Source organism: Mycobacterium innocens (assembly GCF_900566055.1).
Lineage (GTDB): Bacteria > Actinomycetota > Actinomycetes > Mycobacteriales > Mycobacteriaceae > Mycobacterium > Mycobacterium innocens.
In genome coordinates this window covers 18430-36355 of the sequence record NZ_UPHQ01000270.1, presented here as the reverse complement: position 1 = coordinate 36355, position 17926 = coordinate 18430, and the positions used below count along the sequence as shown (strand labels likewise).

Annotated in this window: 16 protein-coding genes and 1 pseudogene; 11 read left to right on the top strand and 6 right to left on the bottom strand. The window is 68.8% G+C overall.

What is annotated here, in order from left to right; translation table 11 throughout:
* The 8 genes from EET03_RS30490 to egtE form a co-directional block, all read left to right on the top strand.
* Positions 1 to 453 (top strand): hypothetical protein (locus EET03_RS30490; RefSeq protein WP_244232541.1); only part of this gene is annotated, 453 nt, incomplete at its 5' end.
* A 212-nt stretch (positions 454 to 665) separates the two neighbouring features.
* Positions 666 to 2123 carry a catalase gene (locus EET03_RS25965; protein WP_075543823.1) on the top strand — a complete coding sequence of 486 codons (1458 nt, stop codon included), beginning with the start codon at positions 666 to 668 and terminating at the stop codon, positions 2121 to 2123.
* Complete coding sequence (locus EET03_RS25960) at positions 2110 to 2793, top strand: sensor domain-containing protein (protein WP_075543824.1); 684 nt, start codon at positions 2110 to 2112, stop codon at positions 2791 to 2793. Before EET03_RS25965 ends, EET03_RS25960 begins: the two co-directional genes overlap by 14 nt.
* Before the next feature lie 132 nt (positions 2794 to 2925).
* Positions 2926 to 4215: an ergothioneine biosynthesis glutamate--cysteine ligase EgtA gene (gene egtA, locus EET03_RS25955; protein ID WP_075543825.1), complete on the top strand. Its 1290-nt coding sequence runs from the start codon at positions 2926 to 2928 to the stop codon at positions 4213 to 4215.
* On the top strand, positions 4212 to 5522 hold the full coding sequence (egtB, locus tag EET03_RS25950) for an ergothioneine biosynthesis protein EgtB (RefSeq protein ID WP_075543826.1): 1311 nt from the start codon (positions 4212 to 4214) through the stop codon (positions 5520 to 5522). The genes egtA and egtB overlap by 4 nt, the downstream gene beginning before the upstream one ends.
* Positions 5522 to 6220: an ergothioneine biosynthesis protein EgtC gene (gene egtC, locus EET03_RS25945; protein ID WP_075543827.1), complete on the top strand. Its 699-nt coding sequence runs from the start codon at positions 5522 to 5524 to the stop codon at positions 6218 to 6220. The genes egtB and egtC overlap by 1 nt, the downstream gene beginning before the upstream one ends.
* Positions 6220 to 7185: an L-histidine N(alpha)-methyltransferase gene (gene egtD / locus EET03_RS25940; RefSeq protein ID WP_075543828.1), complete on the top strand. Its 966-nt coding sequence runs from the start codon at positions 6220 to 6222 to the stop codon at positions 7183 to 7185. Before egtC ends, egtD begins: the two co-directional genes overlap by 1 nt.
* A complete protein-coding gene (gene egtE / locus EET03_RS25935; RefSeq protein ID WP_075543829.1) occupies positions 7182 to 8321 on the top strand; it encodes an ergothioneine biosynthesis PLP-dependent enzyme EgtE in 1140 nt (379 codons plus the stop codon). The genes egtD and egtE overlap by 4 nt, the downstream gene beginning before the upstream one ends.
* A 13-nt stretch (positions 8322 to 8334) precedes the next feature.
* On the opposite strand, the gene EET03_RS25930 is transcribed toward egtE, so the two are convergent.
* Both EET03_RS25930 and EET03_RS25925 read right to left on the bottom strand, forming a co-directional pair.
* Positions 8335 to 9024 carry a class I SAM-dependent methyltransferase gene (locus tag EET03_RS25930; RefSeq protein WP_075543830.1) on the bottom strand — a complete coding sequence of 230 codons (690 nt, stop codon included), beginning with the start codon at positions 9022 to 9024 and terminating at the stop codon, positions 8335 to 8337.
* Positions 9025 to 9034: 10 nt separating this feature from the next.
* Positions 9035 to 10519 (bottom strand): glutamate-cysteine ligase family protein, encoded by a 1485-nt coding sequence (locus tag EET03_RS25925; protein ID WP_075543831.1) that lies wholly within the window; start codon positions 10517 to 10519, stop codon positions 9035 to 9037.
* Positions 10520 to 10624: 105 nt separating this feature from the next.
* On the opposite strand from EET03_RS25925, the gene glpK reads away from it, so the two are divergent.
* Complete coding sequence (gene glpK, locus EET03_RS25920) at positions 10625 to 12172, top strand: glycerol kinase GlpK (protein ID WP_167470701.1); 1548 nt, start codon at positions 10625 to 10627, stop codon at positions 12170 to 12172.
* 67 nt (positions 12173 to 12239) lie between these two features.
* On the opposite strand, the gene EET03_RS25915 is transcribed toward glpK, so the two are convergent.
* Complete coding sequence (locus tag EET03_RS25915; protein WP_075543832.1) at positions 12240 to 12950, bottom strand: PadR family transcriptional regulator; 711 nt, start codon at positions 12948 to 12950, stop codon at positions 12240 to 12242.
* Between the two features lie 135 nt (positions 12951 to 13085).
* Here EET03_RS25915 and EET03_RS25910 point away from each other — a divergent pair, with 135 nt between their 5' ends.
* Positions 13086 to 13457: a hypothetical protein gene (locus tag EET03_RS25910; protein WP_075543833.1), complete on the top strand. Its 372-nt coding sequence runs from the start codon at positions 13086 to 13088 to the stop codon at positions 13455 to 13457.
* Here the strand turns inward: EET03_RS25910 and EET03_RS25905 are convergent, their stop codons facing one another.
* On the bottom strand, positions 13458 to 14504 hold the full coding sequence (locus tag EET03_RS25905; protein ID WP_075543834.1) for an RDD family protein: 1047 nt from the start codon (positions 14502 to 14504) through the stop codon (positions 13458 to 13460).
* Positions 14505 to 14567: 63 nt separating this feature from the next.
* Between EET03_RS25905 and EET03_RS25900 the strand changes: the two genes are divergently transcribed.
* On the top strand, positions 14568 to 15560 hold the full coding sequence (locus EET03_RS25900; RefSeq protein WP_075543835.1) for a stage II sporulation protein M: 993 nt from the start codon (positions 14568 to 14570) through the stop codon (positions 15558 to 15560).
* A gap of 86 nt (positions 15561 to 15646) precedes the next feature.
* Here EET03_RS25900 and EET03_RS25895 read toward each other — a convergent pair whose 3' ends face one another.
* Positions 15647 to 16969, bottom strand: a complete 1323-nt coding sequence (locus EET03_RS25895) for a DUF58 domain-containing protein (RefSeq protein ID WP_099193823.1) — start codon at positions 16967 to 16969, stop codon at positions 15647 to 15649.
* Positions 16969 to 17923 (bottom strand): annotated as a pseudogene (locus EET03_RS25890) (AAA family ATPase). Before EET03_RS25890 ends, EET03_RS25895 begins: the two are co-directional and overlap by 1 nt.
* Between the last annotated feature and the right edge of the window lie 3 nt (positions 17924 to 17926).

The following is a 17926-nucleotide window of genomic DNA, read 5'->3' as shown; positions in this document are numbered from 1 at the left end:
CCACCGCCCCCACCGCCTGCCGTAGCTACCGCTGCACCACCGCCCCCGCCGAGGGAAAATTCGCCGAGGCTCTACCAGGCCGCGGCGTGGGTGGTGATCGTTGCCGGCGTCATCTTCATCGTCTGGTCGATCTTTGTCGCCGGCGCCCTGGTTTTCGGATACGGCAAGTGTTATCACCACCACCGCCACCACCATCACGGCATGTTCATGCCGGCCGGTCCGGGTGGCCCCGGTCCGGGGCCGGGATGGCAGTTCGGGTTCCCCGGACCCCCGCCCCCTGGCATGGGCCCTGGCATGGGTCCCGGCATGGGCCCTGGCATGGGTCCCGGGATGGGTCCCGGGTTCCCCGGTGGTCCGGGCGGCCCGGGCGGTCCGGGTGCCGGCCAGATGGGTCCCGGGGCTCCGCAGACGCCCAGCAGCCCCAGCCCCACCACGGCGCCGTCGCGGCCATAACTGGTTCAGCGAAAGAGGCGCATACCGGGTCATGTGACCAACGTGGCGCGCGACAACCGGCCCGGCGTCCCGTCACGGGATGCCGGGCCGTGTTGTAGCAGGTCGAAAGTCCTTCGCGCCCAGCACGATCCGGCCTAGTGCTGTCGCCAACCGTATTACCTTGCAACCCGATAAGTTTCGTTGAACCAGCCCAGTCGACAAGGAGACACCGAATGACGGAGCGCTACACCACCACCGACGCGGGCAGTCCCGCCCCCAGCGACGACCAGTCGCTGACCGTCGGCCCCGACGGCCCCATCCTGTTGCAGGACCACTATCTGATCGAGCAGATGGCGATGTTCAACCGGGAACGCATCCCGGAACGTCAGCCGCATGCCAAGGGCGGCGGCGCGTTCGGCCACTTCGAGGTGACCAACGACGTCAGCGGGTACACCAGGGCCGCGGTGTTCCAGCCCGGCGCCAAAACCGAGACACTGATCCGGTTTTCCACCGTTGCCGGCGAGCGCGGCAGCCCGGACACCTGGCGGGACCCCCGCGGTTTCGCCGTGAAGTTCTACACGGCGGAGGGCAACTTCGACATGGTCGGCAACAACACCCCGATCTTCTTCATTCGCGACCCACTGAAGTTCCAGCACTTCATCCGCTCCCAAAAGCGCCGGGCGGCAAACAACCTGCGCGACCACAACATGCAATGGGACTTCTGGACCCTCTCACCCGAGTCGGCCCATCAGGTGACCTGGCTGATGGGGGATCGCGGTATTCCGAAGACCTGGCGGCACATGAACGGTTACGGCAGCCACACCTACAGCTGGATCAACGCCGCCGGCGAAATCTTCTGGGTGAAGTACCATTTCATCACCGACCAGGGCATCGACTTCCTGACGCAGGAGGACGCCGACCGGTTGGCCGGTGAGGACGCCGACTACCACCAGCGGGATCTCTACGACGCGATCGAGCGGGGCGAATTCCCCAGCTGGACGCTCAAGATGCAGATCATGCCGTTCGAGGAGGCCAAGACCTACCGGTTCAACCCCTTCGATCTGACCAAGGTGTGGCCGCATCGCGACTATCCCCTGATCGACGTAGGCAAACTGACGTTGGACCGCAACGTCACCGACTATCACACCGAGATGGAGCAGGCCGCATTCGAACCCAACAACATCGTGCCCGGCACCGGATTGAGCCCGGACAAGATGCTGCTGGCGCGCGGGTTCTCCTACTCCGATGCACACCGGGCCCGACTGGGCACCAATTACAAGCAGATTCCGGTCAATTCGCCGAGGGTGGAGGTCAACAGTTACTCCAAGGACGGTGCGATGCGGATCCATAACATCACCGATCCGGTCTATGCGCCCAACTCCTACGGCGGCCCGCAGGCTGATCCGGCGCGTGCCGCCGAGGTGCGCTGGATGGCTGACGGCCAGATGGTGCGTGCCGCATACACTTTGCGTTCCGACGACGACGACTGGGGACAGGCCGGCACCCTGGTCCGCGACGTGCTCGACGACGCGGCCCGGGAACGCTTGGCCCACAACATCATTGGGCATGCATCCAAAGGCGTGCAGGAGCCGGTGCTGTCACGGGTGTTCGAATACTGGCGCAACGTTGACCCCGATCTGGGCAAGAAGGTGGAGGAAGGCGTGTGGGCCCGGCTTCATGGCAAGGCCTGACCGGATGCGAGTCGCGGTGCTGAGCCTGGGCCTCGCGGGCTGGGCAGCGGGCTGGGTGGCAGCTACTGCAGCTCCCATGGCTCCGGTTGCGGTGGCTCACCCGTCAGAGCCGGGGGTGGTGAACTACGCCGTCCTGGGCAGGGGATCGGTCGGCAATATCGTCGGCGCGCCGATGGGCTGGGAGTCGGTGTTCACCCGGCCGTTCCAGGCGTATGCGGTCGACCTCCCGGTGTGCAACAACTGGGCCGACATCGGGCTGCCCGAGGTGTACGACGACCCCGACCTGGCGTCGTTCAACGGGGCGATCACCCAGACCGCTGCCACCGACCAGACCCACTACGTCAAGCAGGCGGTCGGGGTGTTCGCCACCAACGACGCCGCAGGCCGGGCGTTTCACCGGGTCGTGGACCGAACCGTGGGCTGCTCGGGGCAAACCACCGCGATGCACCTGGACAACGGGACCATTCAGGTGTGGTCGTTCGACGGCGGGCCGCCGACCGCTACCGACGCCGTATGGACCAAACAGGAAGCCGGCACCGACCGGCGCTGCTTCGATCAAACCAGGCTGCGCGAAAATGTGTTGCTGCAGGCCAAAGTCTGCCAGTCCGGCAACGGCGGCCCCGCGGTCAACGTCCTGGCCGGGGCAATGCAGAACCTGCTGGGCCAGTAACCACCCGCAAATGTGGGTAATCATCTGACCCGGGCGCCGGAAGTGTGCGGGAATATGTCGGGGTGCTCTGGAAGATGAGATGGTGGCGGCTATCGTTTTCGATAGCTGCGCAGGCCACGGAGGAATCGTGATATGACGTTTGCCCCCAGCACTGCCGCGGCAGCGCGGCTGGACAGCGCCGGTGACAGCGATAGCGAGATCGCCTCGTTGGAAGCCGCGGGGGAGTACGTCGCCGACGGCTGCCTCGTCGACGGCCCGCTCGGGCGGGTGGGGCTGGAGCTGGAAGCGCACTGCTATGACCCCGCGGATCCGTTTCGCCGGCCCGGCTGGGACGAGATCAGCGACGTTCTGGACTGGGTGAGCCCGCTGCCCGGCGGTAGCGCGGTCAGCGTCGAACCCGGCGGCGCGGTGGAACTGTCGGGTCCACCGTGCGACGGCGTGTTGGCGGCCATCGACGCGATGAACCGCGACCAGGCCGTGCTGCGCCCGGCCTTCGCCGACGCCGGTCTGGGCCTGGTGTTCCTCGGCGCCGACCCATTGCGGCCGACGAAGCGGATCAACCCGGGCCCGCGCTATCGGGCCATGGAACAGTTCTTCGCCGCCAGCGACTCCGGGGCAGCCGGCGCGGCGATGATGACGGCGACCGCCTCCATCCAGGTCAATGTCGATGCGGGGCCGCAGTCCGACTGGGCTGCGCGGGTGCGGCTGGCCCACGCCCTGGGGCCGACGATGATCGCGATCGCCGCCAATTCCCCGATGCTGGGTGGCGAATTCTGCGGTTGGCGGTCCACCCGGCAGCGGGTGTGGGGCCAGATGGATGCGGCGCGGTGCGGGCCGATCCTGGGCGCCAGCGGGGACGACCCCGCCACCGACTGGGCGCGTTACGCCCTGAAGGCGCCGGTGATGCTGGTGCACAACCCCGACGCCGTGGCGGTGACCCACTACGTGCCCTTCGCCGATTGGGCCGACGGCACGGTGTTGCTGGGTGACCGCCGACCGACCACCGCCGACTTGGACTATCACCTGACCACGCTGTTCCCGCCGGTGCGTCCCCGGCAATGGCTGGAGATCCGCTACCTGGACAGCGTGCCCGACGCGTTCTGGCCCGCCCTGGCATTCACGGTGGTGACCCTGCTCGACGACCCGGCGGCGGCCGAGCTGGCCGCGGAGGCCGTCGAACCGGTCGCCACCGCCTGGGACACCGCAGCCCGCGTCGGCCTGGAAGACCGGCGGCTCTACGCGGCGGCCAACCGATGCGTGGCCGTCGCCGCCGAGCGGGCGCCGACGCAGATCGCCGACGCCATGCAGGTGTTGATCGCCAATGTCGAGCAGGGCCGCTGCTGCGGTGACGACTTCGCTGACCTGGTCATCGACTGCGGGATCGCGGAGGCGGTAGCGCGGTTGGCGCGAGGGGAAGCGTGACCACACGGGAAAGACTGGCCCGGGATCTGCAGCGGGCCCGGACGCTGACGTTGCGGCTAGTCGATTTCGACGACGCGGAGCTGTGCCGCCAATACGACCCGCTGATGAGCCCGCTGGTGTGGGATTTGGCGCACATCGGTCAGCAGGAGGAGTTGTGGCTGCTGCGCGGCGGCAACCCGGATCGCCCCGGGATGCTGCCGCCGGCGGTCGAGGGCCTCTACGACGCATTCCAGCACTCGCGTGCCAGCCGGGTCGAGCTGCCGTTGCTGTCGCCGGACCAGGCGCGAACCTTCTGCCGCTCCGTGCGCTCCGCGGCCCTGGACGCGCTGGACGCCCTGCCGGACGGCTTGGACCACGGCCGCCCCGACCAAGCCGGCTTTGCCTTCGGCATGGTGGCCAGCCACGAATACCAGCACACCGAGACCATGCTGCAGGCGTTGAACCTGCGCCCCGGCGCGCCGCTGCTGCGGGAGACGTCCGTGCTGCCCGCCGGCCGGCCGGGCGTGGCCGGGACGTCGGTGCTGGTGCCCGGCGGGCCGTTCGTGCTGGGTGTGGACGCCGAGACCGAGCCGTTCTCCCTGGACAACGAACGCCCGGCCCATGTCGTCGACGTGCCGGCCTTCCGGATCGGCCGGGTTCCGGTCACCAATGGCGAATGGCGACAGTTCGTCGATGACGGCGGCTACACCCAAGCGCGGTGGTGGTCCGATCGCGGCTGGCAATACCGGTTGAGCGCCGGCCTGACCGCGCCGCAGTTCTGGAATTCCGACGGGCGGACCCGCACCCGGTTCGGCCACCACGAAGACCTTCCGCCCGACGAGCCGGTGCAGCATGTCACCTACTTCGAAGCCGAGGCCTACGCGGCCTGGGCCGGCGCCCGGCTGCCCACCGAGGTGGAGTGGGAGAAGGCGTGCGCATGGGATCCGGTGACCGAGTCACGGCGCCGCTACCCGTGGGGCGCGCAGCAGCCGTCGGACAGGCACGCCAACCTCGGTGCCGCGGCGCTGCGCCCGGCGCCCGTCGGCGCATACCCGGCCGGGGCGTCGGCCTACGGGGCCGAGCAGCTGCTCGGCGACGTCTGGGAGTGGACCAGCTCGCCGCTGCGACCGTGGCCCGGGTTCGTCCCGATGATCTACGACCGGTACTCCCAACCGTTCTTCGACGGCGACTACCGGGTGCTGCGCGGCGGATCCTGGGCCGTCGAGCCGGCCATCCTGCGGCCCAGCTTCCGCAACTGGGATCACCCGTACCGCCGGCAGATCTTTTCCGGCGTCCGGCTGGCCTGGTCGGTTGAGGACCCGGCCTGATGTGCCGTCATCTGGGGTGGCTGGGCACCGAGGTGACCCTGTCCGCGCTGGTGCTGGAACCGCCGCAGAGCCTGGCGGTGCAGTCCTATGCGCCGCGCCGGCAAAAGCATGGCCTGATGAATGCCGACGGTTGGGGCGTCGGCTTTTTCGACGCCGGGGCGCCGCGGCGGTGGCGCAGCGCGGCGCCGTTGTGGGGTGACACGTCGTTCGCGTCGGTCGCGCCGGCGCTGCGCAGTCACTGCGTGGTGGCCGCGGTCCGCTCGGCGACCGTCGGGATGCCGATCGAGATCAGCGCCACCGCACCGTTTACCGACGGAGAGTGGCTGCTGTCGCACAACGGTGTCGTCGATCGCGCCGTGCTGCCGCTGACCTCGTCGGCCGAATCCGTCTGCGACAGCGCGATATTAGCCGCCACCATCTTCCAGCGCGGTCTGGACGAACTGGCCGGAACCATCGCCGATATCGGTGCCGCCGACCCGCTCGCCCGGCTCAACATAGTGGCCGCCAACGGATCTCGGTTGCTGGCCACCACCTGGAACGAGACGCTGTCCATGCTGCAACGCCCCGACGGGGTGGTGCTGGCCAGCGAACCCTATGACGACGACGCCGATTGGGTCGACGTGCCCGACCACCACCTGGTGGAGGTCACCGCGGACGGGGTCACGTTGACCGCCTTGGACGCCACGAAAGGACCTTGATGACGCTGTCGCTGTCCAACCACCTGTCCGAGGACTCGGCCTATCTCGCCTTGTCCCGCGATGTGTTCGACGGGCTGCAGATGACGCCAAAATCCCTGCCGCCCAAATGGTTCTATGATTCGGTGGGCAGCGATCTGTTCGACCAGATCACCCGGTTGCCGGAGTACTACCCGACCCGCGCCGAGGCCGGTGTCCTGCGAGCCCACTCCGCCGACATCGCTGCCGCCAGCGGGGCCGACACCCTGGTCGAACTCGGCAGCGGCACCTCGGAAAAGACCCGGATGTTGTTGAACGCGTTGCGCGATCGCGGTTCGCTGCGCAGATTCGTGCCGTTCGACGTGGACGCCGGCGTCCTGTCGGCGGCCGCGAACGCTATCAAGAGTGAGTACCAGGGCATCGAAATACACGCTGTGTGTGGTGATTTCGAGGAACACCTGGCCGAGATTCCCGACGGCGGCCGACGATTGTTCGTGTTCCTCGGCTCGACGATCGGCAACCTGACACCCGGCCCGCGGGCGGAATTCCTGGCGACCCTGGCCGCCGTGATGCAGCCTGGCGACAGCCTGCTGTTGGGCACCGACCTGGTCAAGGACACCGAGCGGCTGGTCCGAGCCTACGACGACGCCGCCGGCGTGACCGCCCGGTTCAACCGCAACGTCCTCGCGGTGATCAACCGCGAACTGGATGCCGATTTCGACCTCGACGCCTACCGGCACGTCGCCCGGTGGAACACCGGCGAGGAGCGGATCGAGATGTGGCTGCGGGCGGATCGCCGGCAACGGGTGCGGGTGGGCGCACTCGAGCTGACTGTCGACTTCGCCCCCGGCGAGGAGCTGCTGACCGAGGTGTCGTGCAAATTCCGGCCGGACGGCGTCGCGGCCGAGCTGGTCGCGGCGGGGCTGCGTCGCACCCGGTGGTGGACCGACGATGCCGGTGATTTCGGCTTGTCGCTGGCGGTGAAGTGAGTAGCACTCTGGCCCGGCGCTGGCGGGCGGCTCGCCCGCCGGCTGCCGGCCTGCACCTGGACAGTGCCGCGTGCTCGCGGCAAAGTTTTGCGGTCTTGAATGCCACCGCCCGGCATGCGCTGCACGAGGCCGAGGTCGGCGGGTATGTCGCCGCCGAGGTTGCCACCGCCGTGCTCGACGCGGGACGGGCCGCAGTGGCGACGCTGTGCGGCATGCCGGACGCGGAGGTGGTGTTCACCACCGGCTCGCTGCACGCGCTGGACCTGTTGCTGGGCAGCTGGCCCGCGGTAAGCGGGACGCTGGCCTGCCTGCCCGGAGAATACGGCCCCAACCTGGCCCTGATGGCCGCCCACGGGTTTGACGTGCGGTTCCTGCCGACCCTCGACGACGGCCGGCTGGCCCTGGACGATGCGGCGTTCGACCTGGAGGAGGATCCGCCCGATCTGGTGCATCTGACCCCGGTGGGCGGCCATCGCGGCACCGTGCAACCGCTGGCGATGATGGTCAGGCTGTGCCGCGAGTTGCGGCTGCCCGTGGTCGTCGACGCCGCTCAGGCGCTGGGCCAGGTGGACTGCGCGGTGGGAGCCGACGTCGCCTATTCGTCGTCGCGCAAATGGCTCGCCGGGCCGCGCGGTGTCGGTGTGCTGGCCGTGCGCTCGGAGTTGATGGAACGGCTGACTCCGCGGCTACCGCTCCCGGAGTGGGCCCCGGCACTGTCGGTGGCGCAGCGCCTGCAGCTAGGTGAGGCCAATGTGGCCGCGCGCGTGGGCTTTTCAGTAGCGGTCGGCGAACACCTGAGCTACGGGCCGGAATTGATCAGGGCGCGCCTGGCCGAGCTCGGCGGCATCGCCCGGACCCTGCTGGCAGACGTGGACGGCTGGGTGGTGGTCGAACCGGTCGACGAACCCAGCGCCATCACCACGCTGGCCGCGGTCGACGGCCCCGACCCGGCGGCTGTGCGGGCCTGGCTGCTCACGGAGCGGGGAATCGTGACCACCTGCGCCGATGTGGGGCGCGCGCCGCAGGAACTGACGGCGCCGGTGCTGCGGATCTCACCGCATGTGGACACCACCGCCGACGACCTGGAAGCCTTTGCCGAGGCGCTGATCGCCGCCACCGCGGCAACATCGGTCTAGGCCGCGCGACGGGTCAGCCGGCCTTGTGCGCGCTCAGCAGATAGGCCGGCAGCATCATCCGGCCCTTCTCGTCGCGCGGGTGCGGCGGCATTTCGAACGGCGCTCCGGGAACCTGCGGCACAATGGCATGGATGAACGCGGGCCGGATCTCGTCGATCTCCCAGTACTTGCTCACCGCGTCTCGCAACTCGTCCTCGTCGACCTCGTTGGGTCTGGCTTCGAATTCGGCCGGGAACGCCCCCTTGGCGAACACCAGCACGTAGTAACTGGCGCCCGGCGCCGCCGCGCGATGCACCGAGCGCAGGTAGCCGTCGCGACCCTCCACCGGCAGTGAGTGAAACAGCGTGGAGTCCAGCACCGTGGCAAAGCGGCCCTCGGAGCCGGCCGGATAGCCGGCGAAGTCGGTGATGTCGGCCTGCACGAAGCTGGCCGTGCTCAGCCCTCGCTCTTGGGCGGCCTTGGTGGCTGCCGCGACGGCCGTGGGGGTGATGTCGATGCCTACCACGGTGTAGCCCTCGGCGGCCAGCGCCAGCGACAATTCGGCGAACCCACATCCGGCATCGAGCACATCGCTGCGGACCTTCCCGGCCGCGATCAACGCCGCCAATTCCGGCTGCGGCTCACCGATATTCCACGGCGGCGGGCCCTCGAACACGCCCTGCTGCCGGTATGCGCCGTCCCAGTCCATTACCTCAGAAGTCATGGCTCCCAACCTACTCACCCCAGGTGTGCACCGGCTCGTTGGCGTGCATGTGCTTGCAGTAGCGGCGCAGCATCTCGGCCAGTGCCGCGCGCCGGTTCATCCCGCCGTCCTCCAGACCGCGCACCATGGCGACTTGCCAGGTGGCGCCGTTGCGGCCGACCCTGGCGCGGCCCTCGATGACCCCCAGGAACCGGTCGCGCACCTCGGCGTCGACACCCCACCGCCGCAGTCCGTCGTGAGCCATCGGCAGCAACGTGGTCAACACCAACTCCCGCGTCGTCACCTCACCCAGGCCCGGCCAGTGCATCGGGGCATCGATGCCGTGGCGGGCTGCTGCGAAGAAATTCGCTTGTGCCACATCGAAACTCATCCGGGTCCAGGGCGGTTGCTCGGCTTCGGCCAGGCTGCGCAGCACGCCGTAATAGAAAGCCGAATTGGCCAGCATGTCCAGGACGGTCGGTCCGGCCGGCAACACCCGGTTCTCCAGCCGCAGGTGCGGCCGTCCATCCCCGGCCACCTCCGAGACGTCGTACACCGGCCGGTTCCACCGGTACACCGTGCCGTTGTGCAAGCGCAATTCGGCCAGCTGCGGGACCCGTCCGGCCGCGAGCTCGGCGACCGGATCCTCGTCGGACACTTCCGGCAGCAGCGACGGGAAGTAGCGGACGTTCTCCTTGAACAGGTCCAGGATCGAGCCGATCCACCGCTCGCCGAACCACACTCGCGGCCGCACGCCCTGGGTCTTCAGTTCCTCCGGCCGGGTGTCGGTGGATTGGGCGAACAGTTCGATGCGGGTTTCCGACCAGAGCTGGTGGCCGAAGAAGTAGGGGGAGTTGGCGCCCAGCGCAAGCTGTGGGCCGGCCAGCACCTGGGCCGCGTTCCAGTGGGCGGCGAAATCGGCAGGAGCCAGCTGCAGATGCAATTGCATACTGGTGCACGCTGATTCGGGCGCAATGGAGGCGGCCTGCCAGCTCAACGGCTCCGGGCCGGAGATATTGATGGGGATGTCCTCACCGCGGGCGTCGAAGATCGATTCGTTCAGCGCGACGTAGCGGGTGGATTCGCTCATCCAGCCCTCGGTCAGATGCTCGGGCATCAGCGTGGGCAGGATGCCGATCATCACGATGTGGGCGCCGTCGGAACCGGCCTTTCGCTCGGCGTCGTTGAGGCTGGCCCGCACGTCTCGTTCCAGGTCCAGGCCGGTACGTCCGGAGAGCAGCCGCGGCGGCACATTGAATTCGATGTTGTAGGCGCCCAATTCGGTCTGGTAGGCCGGATCGCCGATCGCGTCCAGCACCGACCGATTCGACATGGCGGGCTGGTAGTCGCCGTCGACAAGGTTGCATTCGATTTCCATCCCGGTGAGCGGCAGGTCGGAATCGAAACTGCACTGGGAAAGCATCGTCTCGAAGACGTCCAGACATATTTGCACCTTGCGCCGGTATTCCCGCCGGTGTGTGCGGTCATACGTGGTGCGCTTGACCTCTTCGCCCACACCGCCGATGCAACCGGTTTAGCGCCCGCCGCGCAAGTGCGACCTGGGTAGGCGTCCATGCTTACCCTTTCGTGGCCCATCATGGACGATTAACCCCAGTGTTCGATGTCACGTTTAGGAGTGCAGTTGGCCGAGTCCTCGGAGTTCGTAGCCGCCATCGATCAGGGCACCACCAGCACCCGCTGCATGATCTTCGATCACCGGGGCGCCGAGGTGGCCCGTCACCAGCTCGAGCACGAGCAGATCCTGCCCCGCGCCGGGTGGGTCGAGCACAATCCGGTGGAGATCTGGGAGCGCACCGCCTCGGTGCTGATGTCGGTGCTCAACGCGGCGGATCTGTCGTCTGAAGATATTGCGGCCCTGGGGATTACCAATCAACGAGAGACGACGCTGGTGTGGAACAAGCGCACCGGCCGGCCGTACTACAACGCGATCGTCTGGCAGGACACCCGCACCGACGGGATCGCGGCGGCGCTGGAGCGCGACGGCCGCGGTGAGGTGATCCGCCGCAAAGCCGGGTTGCCGCCGGCGACCTACTTCTCCGGCGGGAAGTTGCAGTGGATCCTGGACAACGTCGACGGGGTGCGCGGCGCCGCAGAACGCGGCGATGCATTGTTCGGCACCGCGGACACCTGGGTGTTGTGGAATCTGACCGGCGGGCCGCGCGGCGGGGTGCACGTCACCGACGTGACCAACGCCAGCCGGACCATGCTGATGAACTTGGAGACGCTGGACTGGGACGACGAACTGCTGTCGTTCTTCAACATCCCGCGCGCGATGCTGCCGGCCATCGAGCCGTCGTCACCGCTGCAGCCGTACGGCGTCACGCTGGACACCGGGCCGGTGGGCGGCGAGGTGCCGATCACCGGCGTGCTCGGCGACCAGCATGCGGCCATGGTCGGTCAGGTGTGCCTGGACGTGGGAGAGGCCAAAAACACCTACGGCACCGGCAATTTCCTGCTGCTCAACACCGGCGAGACGATCGTGCGATCACAGAACGGCCTGCTGACCACGGTGTGCTACCAGCTCGGCGACGCCAAACCCGTTTACGCGCTTGAGGGTTCGATCGCGGTCACCGGTTCGGCGGTGCAGTGGCTGCGCGATCAGCTGGGCATCATCAGCGGTGCCGCACAAAGCGAGTTGCTGGCTCGTCAGGTTCCCGACAACGGCGGGGTGTATTTCGTGCCGGCCTTCTCCGGATTGTTCGCTCCCTATTGGCGATCCGATGCCCGCGGCGCGATCGTGGGGCTGTCGCGATTCAACACCAATGCGCATCTGGCCCGCGCGACGCTGGAGGCCATCTGCTACCAGAGCCGTGACGTGGTCGACGCCATGGAAGCCGATTCTGGTGTGCGCCTTGAGGTTTTGAAGGTCGACGGCGGCATCACCAGCAACGACTTGTGCATGCAGATCCAGGCCGACGTGCTGGGCGTGGACGTGGTGCGGCCGGTCGTCGCCGAAACCACCGCGCTGGGCGCGGCGTATGCGGCGGGTTTGGCGGTGGGGTTCTGGGCGGACCCGTCGGACCTGCGGGCCAATTGGCAGGAGGACAAGCGCTGGACGCCGCAGTGGACCGACGAGCAGCGCGCCGCCGGCTACGCGGGCTGGCGCAAGGCGGTGCAGCGGACCCTAAATTGGGTCGACGTGTCCTGAGTTTGTCCTGCCGGTCATGGTCGTTGTGCCGTGTCCGGCGATTCGGGACTCGCCGCGCGCCGGGTGGTCAGTCCTCGCCGAGAATGCCGTAGATCTCGCGGCGCGCGTTGTTGAGGATGTCGACGATGCGTTGCTGCTGCTCGGCGCCGGCGGCATGCGCCGCTTGCATGACCGCGCCGAACAGCTGGCCCATGGCCCGGCGCAATTCGAGGTGTCCGGGGGCGACGCCGTCGGCGATCTCCACCCACGGCGGGGTGTCGATCTTCTCGGCGGCCGCCCGGCCCTCGTCGGTCAGCTCGAAGAGCTTCTTGCTGCCGTCGGACGTGCCGGCGGTGATCAGGCCCTCGTCGTCGAGTAGCTGCAAGGTCGGGTACACCGAGCCGGGGCTGGGACGCCACAGGTCATTGCTGCGCTCGGCGATCTGCTGGATCATCTCGTAGCCGTGCATCGGCCGCTCGCTCAGCAGCACCAGGATGGCCGACCGGATGTCGCCGCGGCGGCCACGGCCGCGTCCGCCCCGGCGCCAACCGCCGCGCGGGCCGCCGGGGCCGAAGCCGAACCCGAATCCCGGGCCGAAACCGGGGCCGAACCCCAGCGGTCCGTCGTGGTCGCCGGCGTGGTCGCGCAGGTTTGTGAAGAATTCACGTCGGGCCTGACGCCTGGCGCTGTGTAGCGCGCGCCGTTGTGCGGGCGGCAGGCCCAGGCCGGGGCCGGGGCCGAAGCCGAACCCGGGCCGAGCGCCGAATGGCCCGCCGGGCGCAGTGAAGAGGTTGTCCATGTCTGTTCCTTATCTGTCTGTCGAAAGGCGGCGCTGAAAGCCGCGCCGATACACTAACGATATATCGTGATAGAACGGGATGCAACGGCGGACTCTTGGTTTGCGGTTGTCGTTGCCCGGGTAGCCCCTGAGGTCATGGACGGCAGAAATCGCCTGACGGAGGCGCGTCCCAGTGGCGTGGCCGCTCCGACGCGGGGCAGCGGGCAGGCCCGCCTGTGGGTCAACTGGGTGCTCGCCCTGCTGACCGTGCCGGGTGCCGCGATCGTGATGTTGTTCGCTCTCGGCGCGGTGATGAGCACCGATGCCTGTAGCGAAAGCCGCTGCCCCAACCTGGGCGCCGGGATCGACTTCGGTGTCTTGTTCTACGGCGCGCCGGTGGTGGCCCTGTTGGTCATCGTCGCTTCGGTGTTCACCGCCAAGCTCCGGTTCGGCATCGCGGTTCCGCTGGTCGGTGTGGCGCTATTGGCCGCCGACGTCGCCATCCTGGCCGCGACGGTCGCGCAGTAACTAGCTCGGCGGCGAGAAGCCGCCGGGCGGCGAGAAGCCGCCGGGCGGCGGGGTTTGCGGCGGTGCGTCGGGCTCCGGCCACGGAATCGACTGTGGCTGCGCGTGCATCGGTGACTGGGCGGACGGTGGCTGGCCGGGCCACGGCTGCGCGTGCATCGGTGACTGGGCGGACGGTGGCTGGCCGGGCCACGGCTGGGCGGACGGCGGCTGGCCGGGCCACGGCTGGGCGGACGACGGCTGGCCGGGCCACGGCTGACCGGGCCACGGCGCCGCAGCGTACGGCCCCTGCGGCCCCATCGGCGGAATAGGCGGGCGCAGCCGTGCCAACTCGCGGCGGTGCCGTTCGGCGAGTACCGCGGCGAGCACCAGCTGCGGCGGAACGCCCGGCGGGGGCGGCGGTGCGACCCGGGACAACACCTCGCCGGCGATCCGGTATGCCATCTGCTCACGTAACCGCGGATCCAATTGCGGTGCCCGGGAAAGGAATTGGCGGGCGAGCTCGGCCTGTCCGGCGGTGAGCCCGGACAGCTGCAGCGTCGACGCCCACCACGCCAGCGACGGCGGCATGGCCGGCGGTGGCCCCAGGCGCGGAGCGCGCTCGCTGACGACGATGGTGCCGGCGAACATGTCGCCCACGCGCTTGCCTTTCGGCGACACCATGCTGCAGATCACGGCCGGGCTGCCTAGCAGCATCCAGATCTCCACCACCGACGCCAACGCGCGAAACAGCGCCTGGCGGAAGCGTTCCGGGCCCCCGTCGTCGGATACCACGCGCAGGCCCATCACGATCTTGCCCACCGACCGGCCCCGGGTCGCGGTCTCGATGGCCACCGGGTAGCCGACGAACGCCAGCACGGTGAACATGATCAGGAACGCGATGGTCAGCGCCTCGTCCAACTGACTCAACGCGGCCGCCCACAGCATCAGCCCGAGCAGGTAGCCGATGAAGACCACGGTCATGTCGATGATCGCGCTCACCGCACGCACCGGCAGCTGGGCGATCTGTACATCGAGCACCACGGCGTCCCCGGTCACCACCTCCGACATACCCCGGAACGCTACAGGTTTGCGGACGGCTACCTGTCGGACTCGGTTGGGTACGCTGCGCAGGTGGACGTCGACGCGTTCTTGCTGACCCACCGCGGCACCTGGGATCGCCTCGACCAGTTGGTAAAAAAGCGTCGCTCGCTGACCGGTGCCGAGATCGACGAGCTCGTCGAGCTGTACCAGCGCGTGTCCACGCACCTGTCGATGCTGCGGTCGGTGTCGTCGGATTCGCTGCTGGTCGGCCGGCTGTCAAGCCTGGTCGCCCGGGCGCGGGCCGCGGTGACCGGCGCGTATGCGCCGCTGACCAGTACCTTCGTCCGCTTCTGGACGGTGTCCTTCCCGGTCGTCGCCTACCGCGCCGGGCGCTGGTGGTTGGCGACGGCGGTGGCGTTCTTCGCCGTCGTGGTGCTCATCGCGTTCTGGGTGGCCGGCAGTCCCGAGGTGCAGTCGGTCATCGGAACGCCGACCGAGATCAACGAATTGGTCAACCACGACGTCGAGTCGTATTACAGCGAATACCCGGCAACGTCGTTCGCGCTGCAGGTCTGGGTGAACAATTCCTGGGTGGCCGCCAAGTGCATCGCGATGTCGGTCGTGCTGGGCCTGCCGATACCGCTGGTGCTCTTCCAGAACGCGGCCAACGTCGGAGTGATCGCCGGCTTGATGTTCCAGGCGGGCAGGGGCGGCCTGCTGCTGGGCCTGCTGATTCCGCACGGGCTGCTCGAGCTGACGGCGGTGTTCCTGGCCGCCGCTACCGGCATGCGGCTGGGGTGGTCGGTGATCGCCCCCGGCGACCGGCCGCGCGGGCAAGTGCTGGCCGAGCAGGGCCGCGGCGTGGTGTCGGTGGCCGTGGGCCTGGTGGGGGTGTTGCTGGTGTCCGGGCTGATCGAAGCGATGGTGACGCCGTCACCGTTGCCGACCTTCGTCCGGATCGCCATCGGCCTCGTTGCCGAGGCCGCGTTCGTGTTCTACATCGTGTACTTCGGCCGTCGCGCCGCCAAAGCCGGGGAGACCGGCGACATCGAGGACGCTCCCGACGTGGTGCCCACCGGCTGAGGCCCACCTACTGAGCCGCGACAGTGAATCCGGCGACGCGACACGCCGCGAGGGCGTCGTACAGTTCACCCTCGGGCCGCCGAAAACTAAAGTCGGCCGGTCGCTTTCATCGCCAGATAACGATCCGCCAGGGCCGGCGCAAGCTCGGCAGGCGGAGCGTCGACGACGTCCACTCCGCTGCGGCGCAGTCGCGACGCGATCGCCCGACGGTCGTTGCGGGTGCGTTCGGCGGCCGCCGCGTCGTAGACCGCTGCCGCATCGGAACGCCCGATGGCCAGTTCGTCGACGCGCGGATCGGCGACGGCGGCCACCACCACATGGTGTTTGGCCGACAGCTGCGGCAGCACCGGCAGCAGACCCTCGTCCAGGGCGGTGGCGTTGAGGTCGGTCAGCAGCACCACCAGCGACCGGCGCCGGGTGCGCCGCAGGATTGCGGAAATCATTGCCCGCCAATCCGATTCGACGAGCGCCGGTTGCAGCGGCGCCATCGCGTCGACCAGTTGGGCCAGCAGTTCGGTGCGTGACGCGCCGAACACGGCCGCCCGGCTCACCCGGTCATGGGCCAGGAAGTCGACGTGGTCGCCGGCCCGCGACGCCAGCGCCGCCAAAAGCAGCGCGGCATCCATCGACCAGTCCAGCCTGGGCCATCCGGCGGGATCGGAAGCAGTGGGGTCGACCCCGACCCGCCCCGCCGCCATCCGCCCGGTGTCGAGCACCAGCACCACCCGCCGGTCCCGCTCGGGCCGCCAGGTGCGCACCATCACGTCGGAGCGACGGGCCGTCGCGCGCCAGTCGATCGAGCGGACGTCGTCGCCGACGACATATTCGCGCAGCGAGTCGAATTCGGTGCCTTGCCCGCGGATCAGCGTCGGCAACAACCCGTCGATCTCGCGCAGTTTGGCCAGCCGCGACGGCAGATGCTTACGCGACAGAAACGGCGGCAGCACCCGGACCTTGCCCGGCACCGGCTGCGAACTCTGCCGGCCCGCCAAGCCCAGCGGTCCGAGCGATCTGGCGGTCACCACGGCCGCGCGCTGGTCGCCGCGGCGAACCGGCCGCAGCTGGGTCGTTAGCTGCTGGCGCTCACCGCCGCCGATATTGACCTTGTGGCTGCGCGGTTCGCCGCGGGCGCTGGGCGGCCAGGCGTCGCGAACACGGCCGCGAAACCGGCGCCCGCCCTCGTTGTGGATGGACAGGCCCGCATCCGCGGGCTGCCCCAACCGGATCGAGCTGTCCGGGGAGCGGGTGAAGCGCAATTTGCGGGGGCTGGCCGCCGCTACGATGTCGATGACCACGGCCGTCATCAGCACCGCCAGCAGGATCACGAAAGCCCTTGCCGGCCAAGGGGCCAACGCGATCGGCAGGACGCAGATCAGCGCCAGCAGTCCGGTGCGTCCGGTCAGGATCACTAGCGGGGCACCGGAACCGACGCCAGTATCCCGTCCAGCACGCCGTCGGGCGTGGCCCCTTCGAGCTCGGCTTCCGGACGCAACATGATCCGGTGCCGCAGCGTGGGGCGCGCCATGGCCTTGACGTCGTCAGGAGTGACGTAGTTGCGTCCGGACAACCACGCCCACGACCGGGCGGTGCCCAGCAGCGCCGTCGCCCCGCGCGGCGACACACCCAGCTGCAGTGCGGGGGAGGAGCGGGTGGCCCCGACAATGTCGACGATGTAGCCCAGGACCTCGTCGGCGATCAGCACCTGACGAACCGCCTCTCGTCCGGCGGCCAGCTCAGCCGCCCCGGCCACCGGCCTGATCGCGGACAGGTCACGCGGGTCGAAGCCGTGCGCGTGCCGGACCAGTATGGCGATTTCGGAGTCGCGGGCCGGCAGCGTGACGTTGAGTTTCATCAGGAAACGGTCGAGTTGGGCCTCGGGCAGCTGATAGGTGCCTTCGTATTCGATCGGGTTCTGCGTGGCCGCGACGATGAACGGGTCCGGCAGCGGTTTGGCCCGGCCTTCCACGCTGACCTGCCGCTCTTCCATGGCCTCGAGCAGCGCGGCCTGCGTTTTGGGCGGCGTGCGGTTGATCTCGTCGGCGAGCAGCAGATTGGTGAACACCGGGCCCGGCCGGAAGGTGAATTCGGCGCTGTGCGAGTCGTAGACCAGCGAACCGGTGACGTCGCCGGGCATCAGGTCGGGGGTGAACTGCACCCGCTTGAACTCCAGCTGCAACGCGGCGGCCATGGCCCGGACCATGAGCGTCTTCGCCACTCCCGGAACGCCTTCCAGAAGCACGTGGCCGCGGCACAGCAGCGCGATCACCAGGCCGCTGATCACGCCGTCCTGTCCGACGACGGCCTTGCCGATCTCGGCACGTAACCCCAGCAATGCTTCGCGCGCCGAGTCCGCGGGCGCGGATTGG

Bases quoted from the DNA above. Each gene is read 5' to 3' on its own strand.
- egtD (WP_075543828.1), top strand. From the start codon at position 6,220: ATGACGCTGTCGCTGTCCAACCACCTGTCCGAGGACTCGGCCTATCTC.
- EET03_RS25905 (WP_075543834.1), bottom strand. From the start codon at position 14,504: ATGTCGGAGGTGGTGACCGGGGACGCCGTGGTGCTCGATGTACAGATC.
- EET03_RS25915 (WP_075543832.1), bottom strand. From the start codon at position 12,950: ATGGACAACCTCTTCACTGCGCCCGGCGGGCCATTCGGCGCTCGGCCC.
- egtC (WP_075543827.1), top strand. From the start codon at position 5,522: ATGTGCCGTCATCTGGGGTGGCTGGGCACCGAGGTGACCCTGTCCGCG.
- glpK (WP_167470701.1), top strand. From the start codon at position 10,625: ATGTCACGTTTAGGAGTGCAGTTGGCCGAGTCCTCGGAGTTCGTAGCC.
- egtA (WP_075543825.1), top strand. From the start codon at position 2,926: ATGACGTTTGCCCCCAGCACTGCCGCGGCAGCGCGGCTGGACAGCGCC.
- EET03_RS25910 (WP_075543833.1), top strand. From the start codon at position 13,086: ATGGACGGCAGAAATCGCCTGACGGAGGCGCGTCCCAGTGGCGTGGCC.
- EET03_RS25965 (WP_075543823.1), top strand. From the start codon at position 666: ATGACGGAGCGCTACACCACCACCGACGCGGGCAGTCCCGCCCCCAGC.
- EET03_RS25960 (WP_075543824.1), top strand. From the start codon at position 2,110: ATGGCAAGGCCTGACCGGATGCGAGTCGCGGTGCTGAGCCTGGGCCTC.
- EET03_RS25930 (WP_075543830.1), bottom strand. From the start codon at position 9,024: ATGACTTCTGAGGTAATGGACTGGGACGGCGCATACCGGCAGCAGGGC.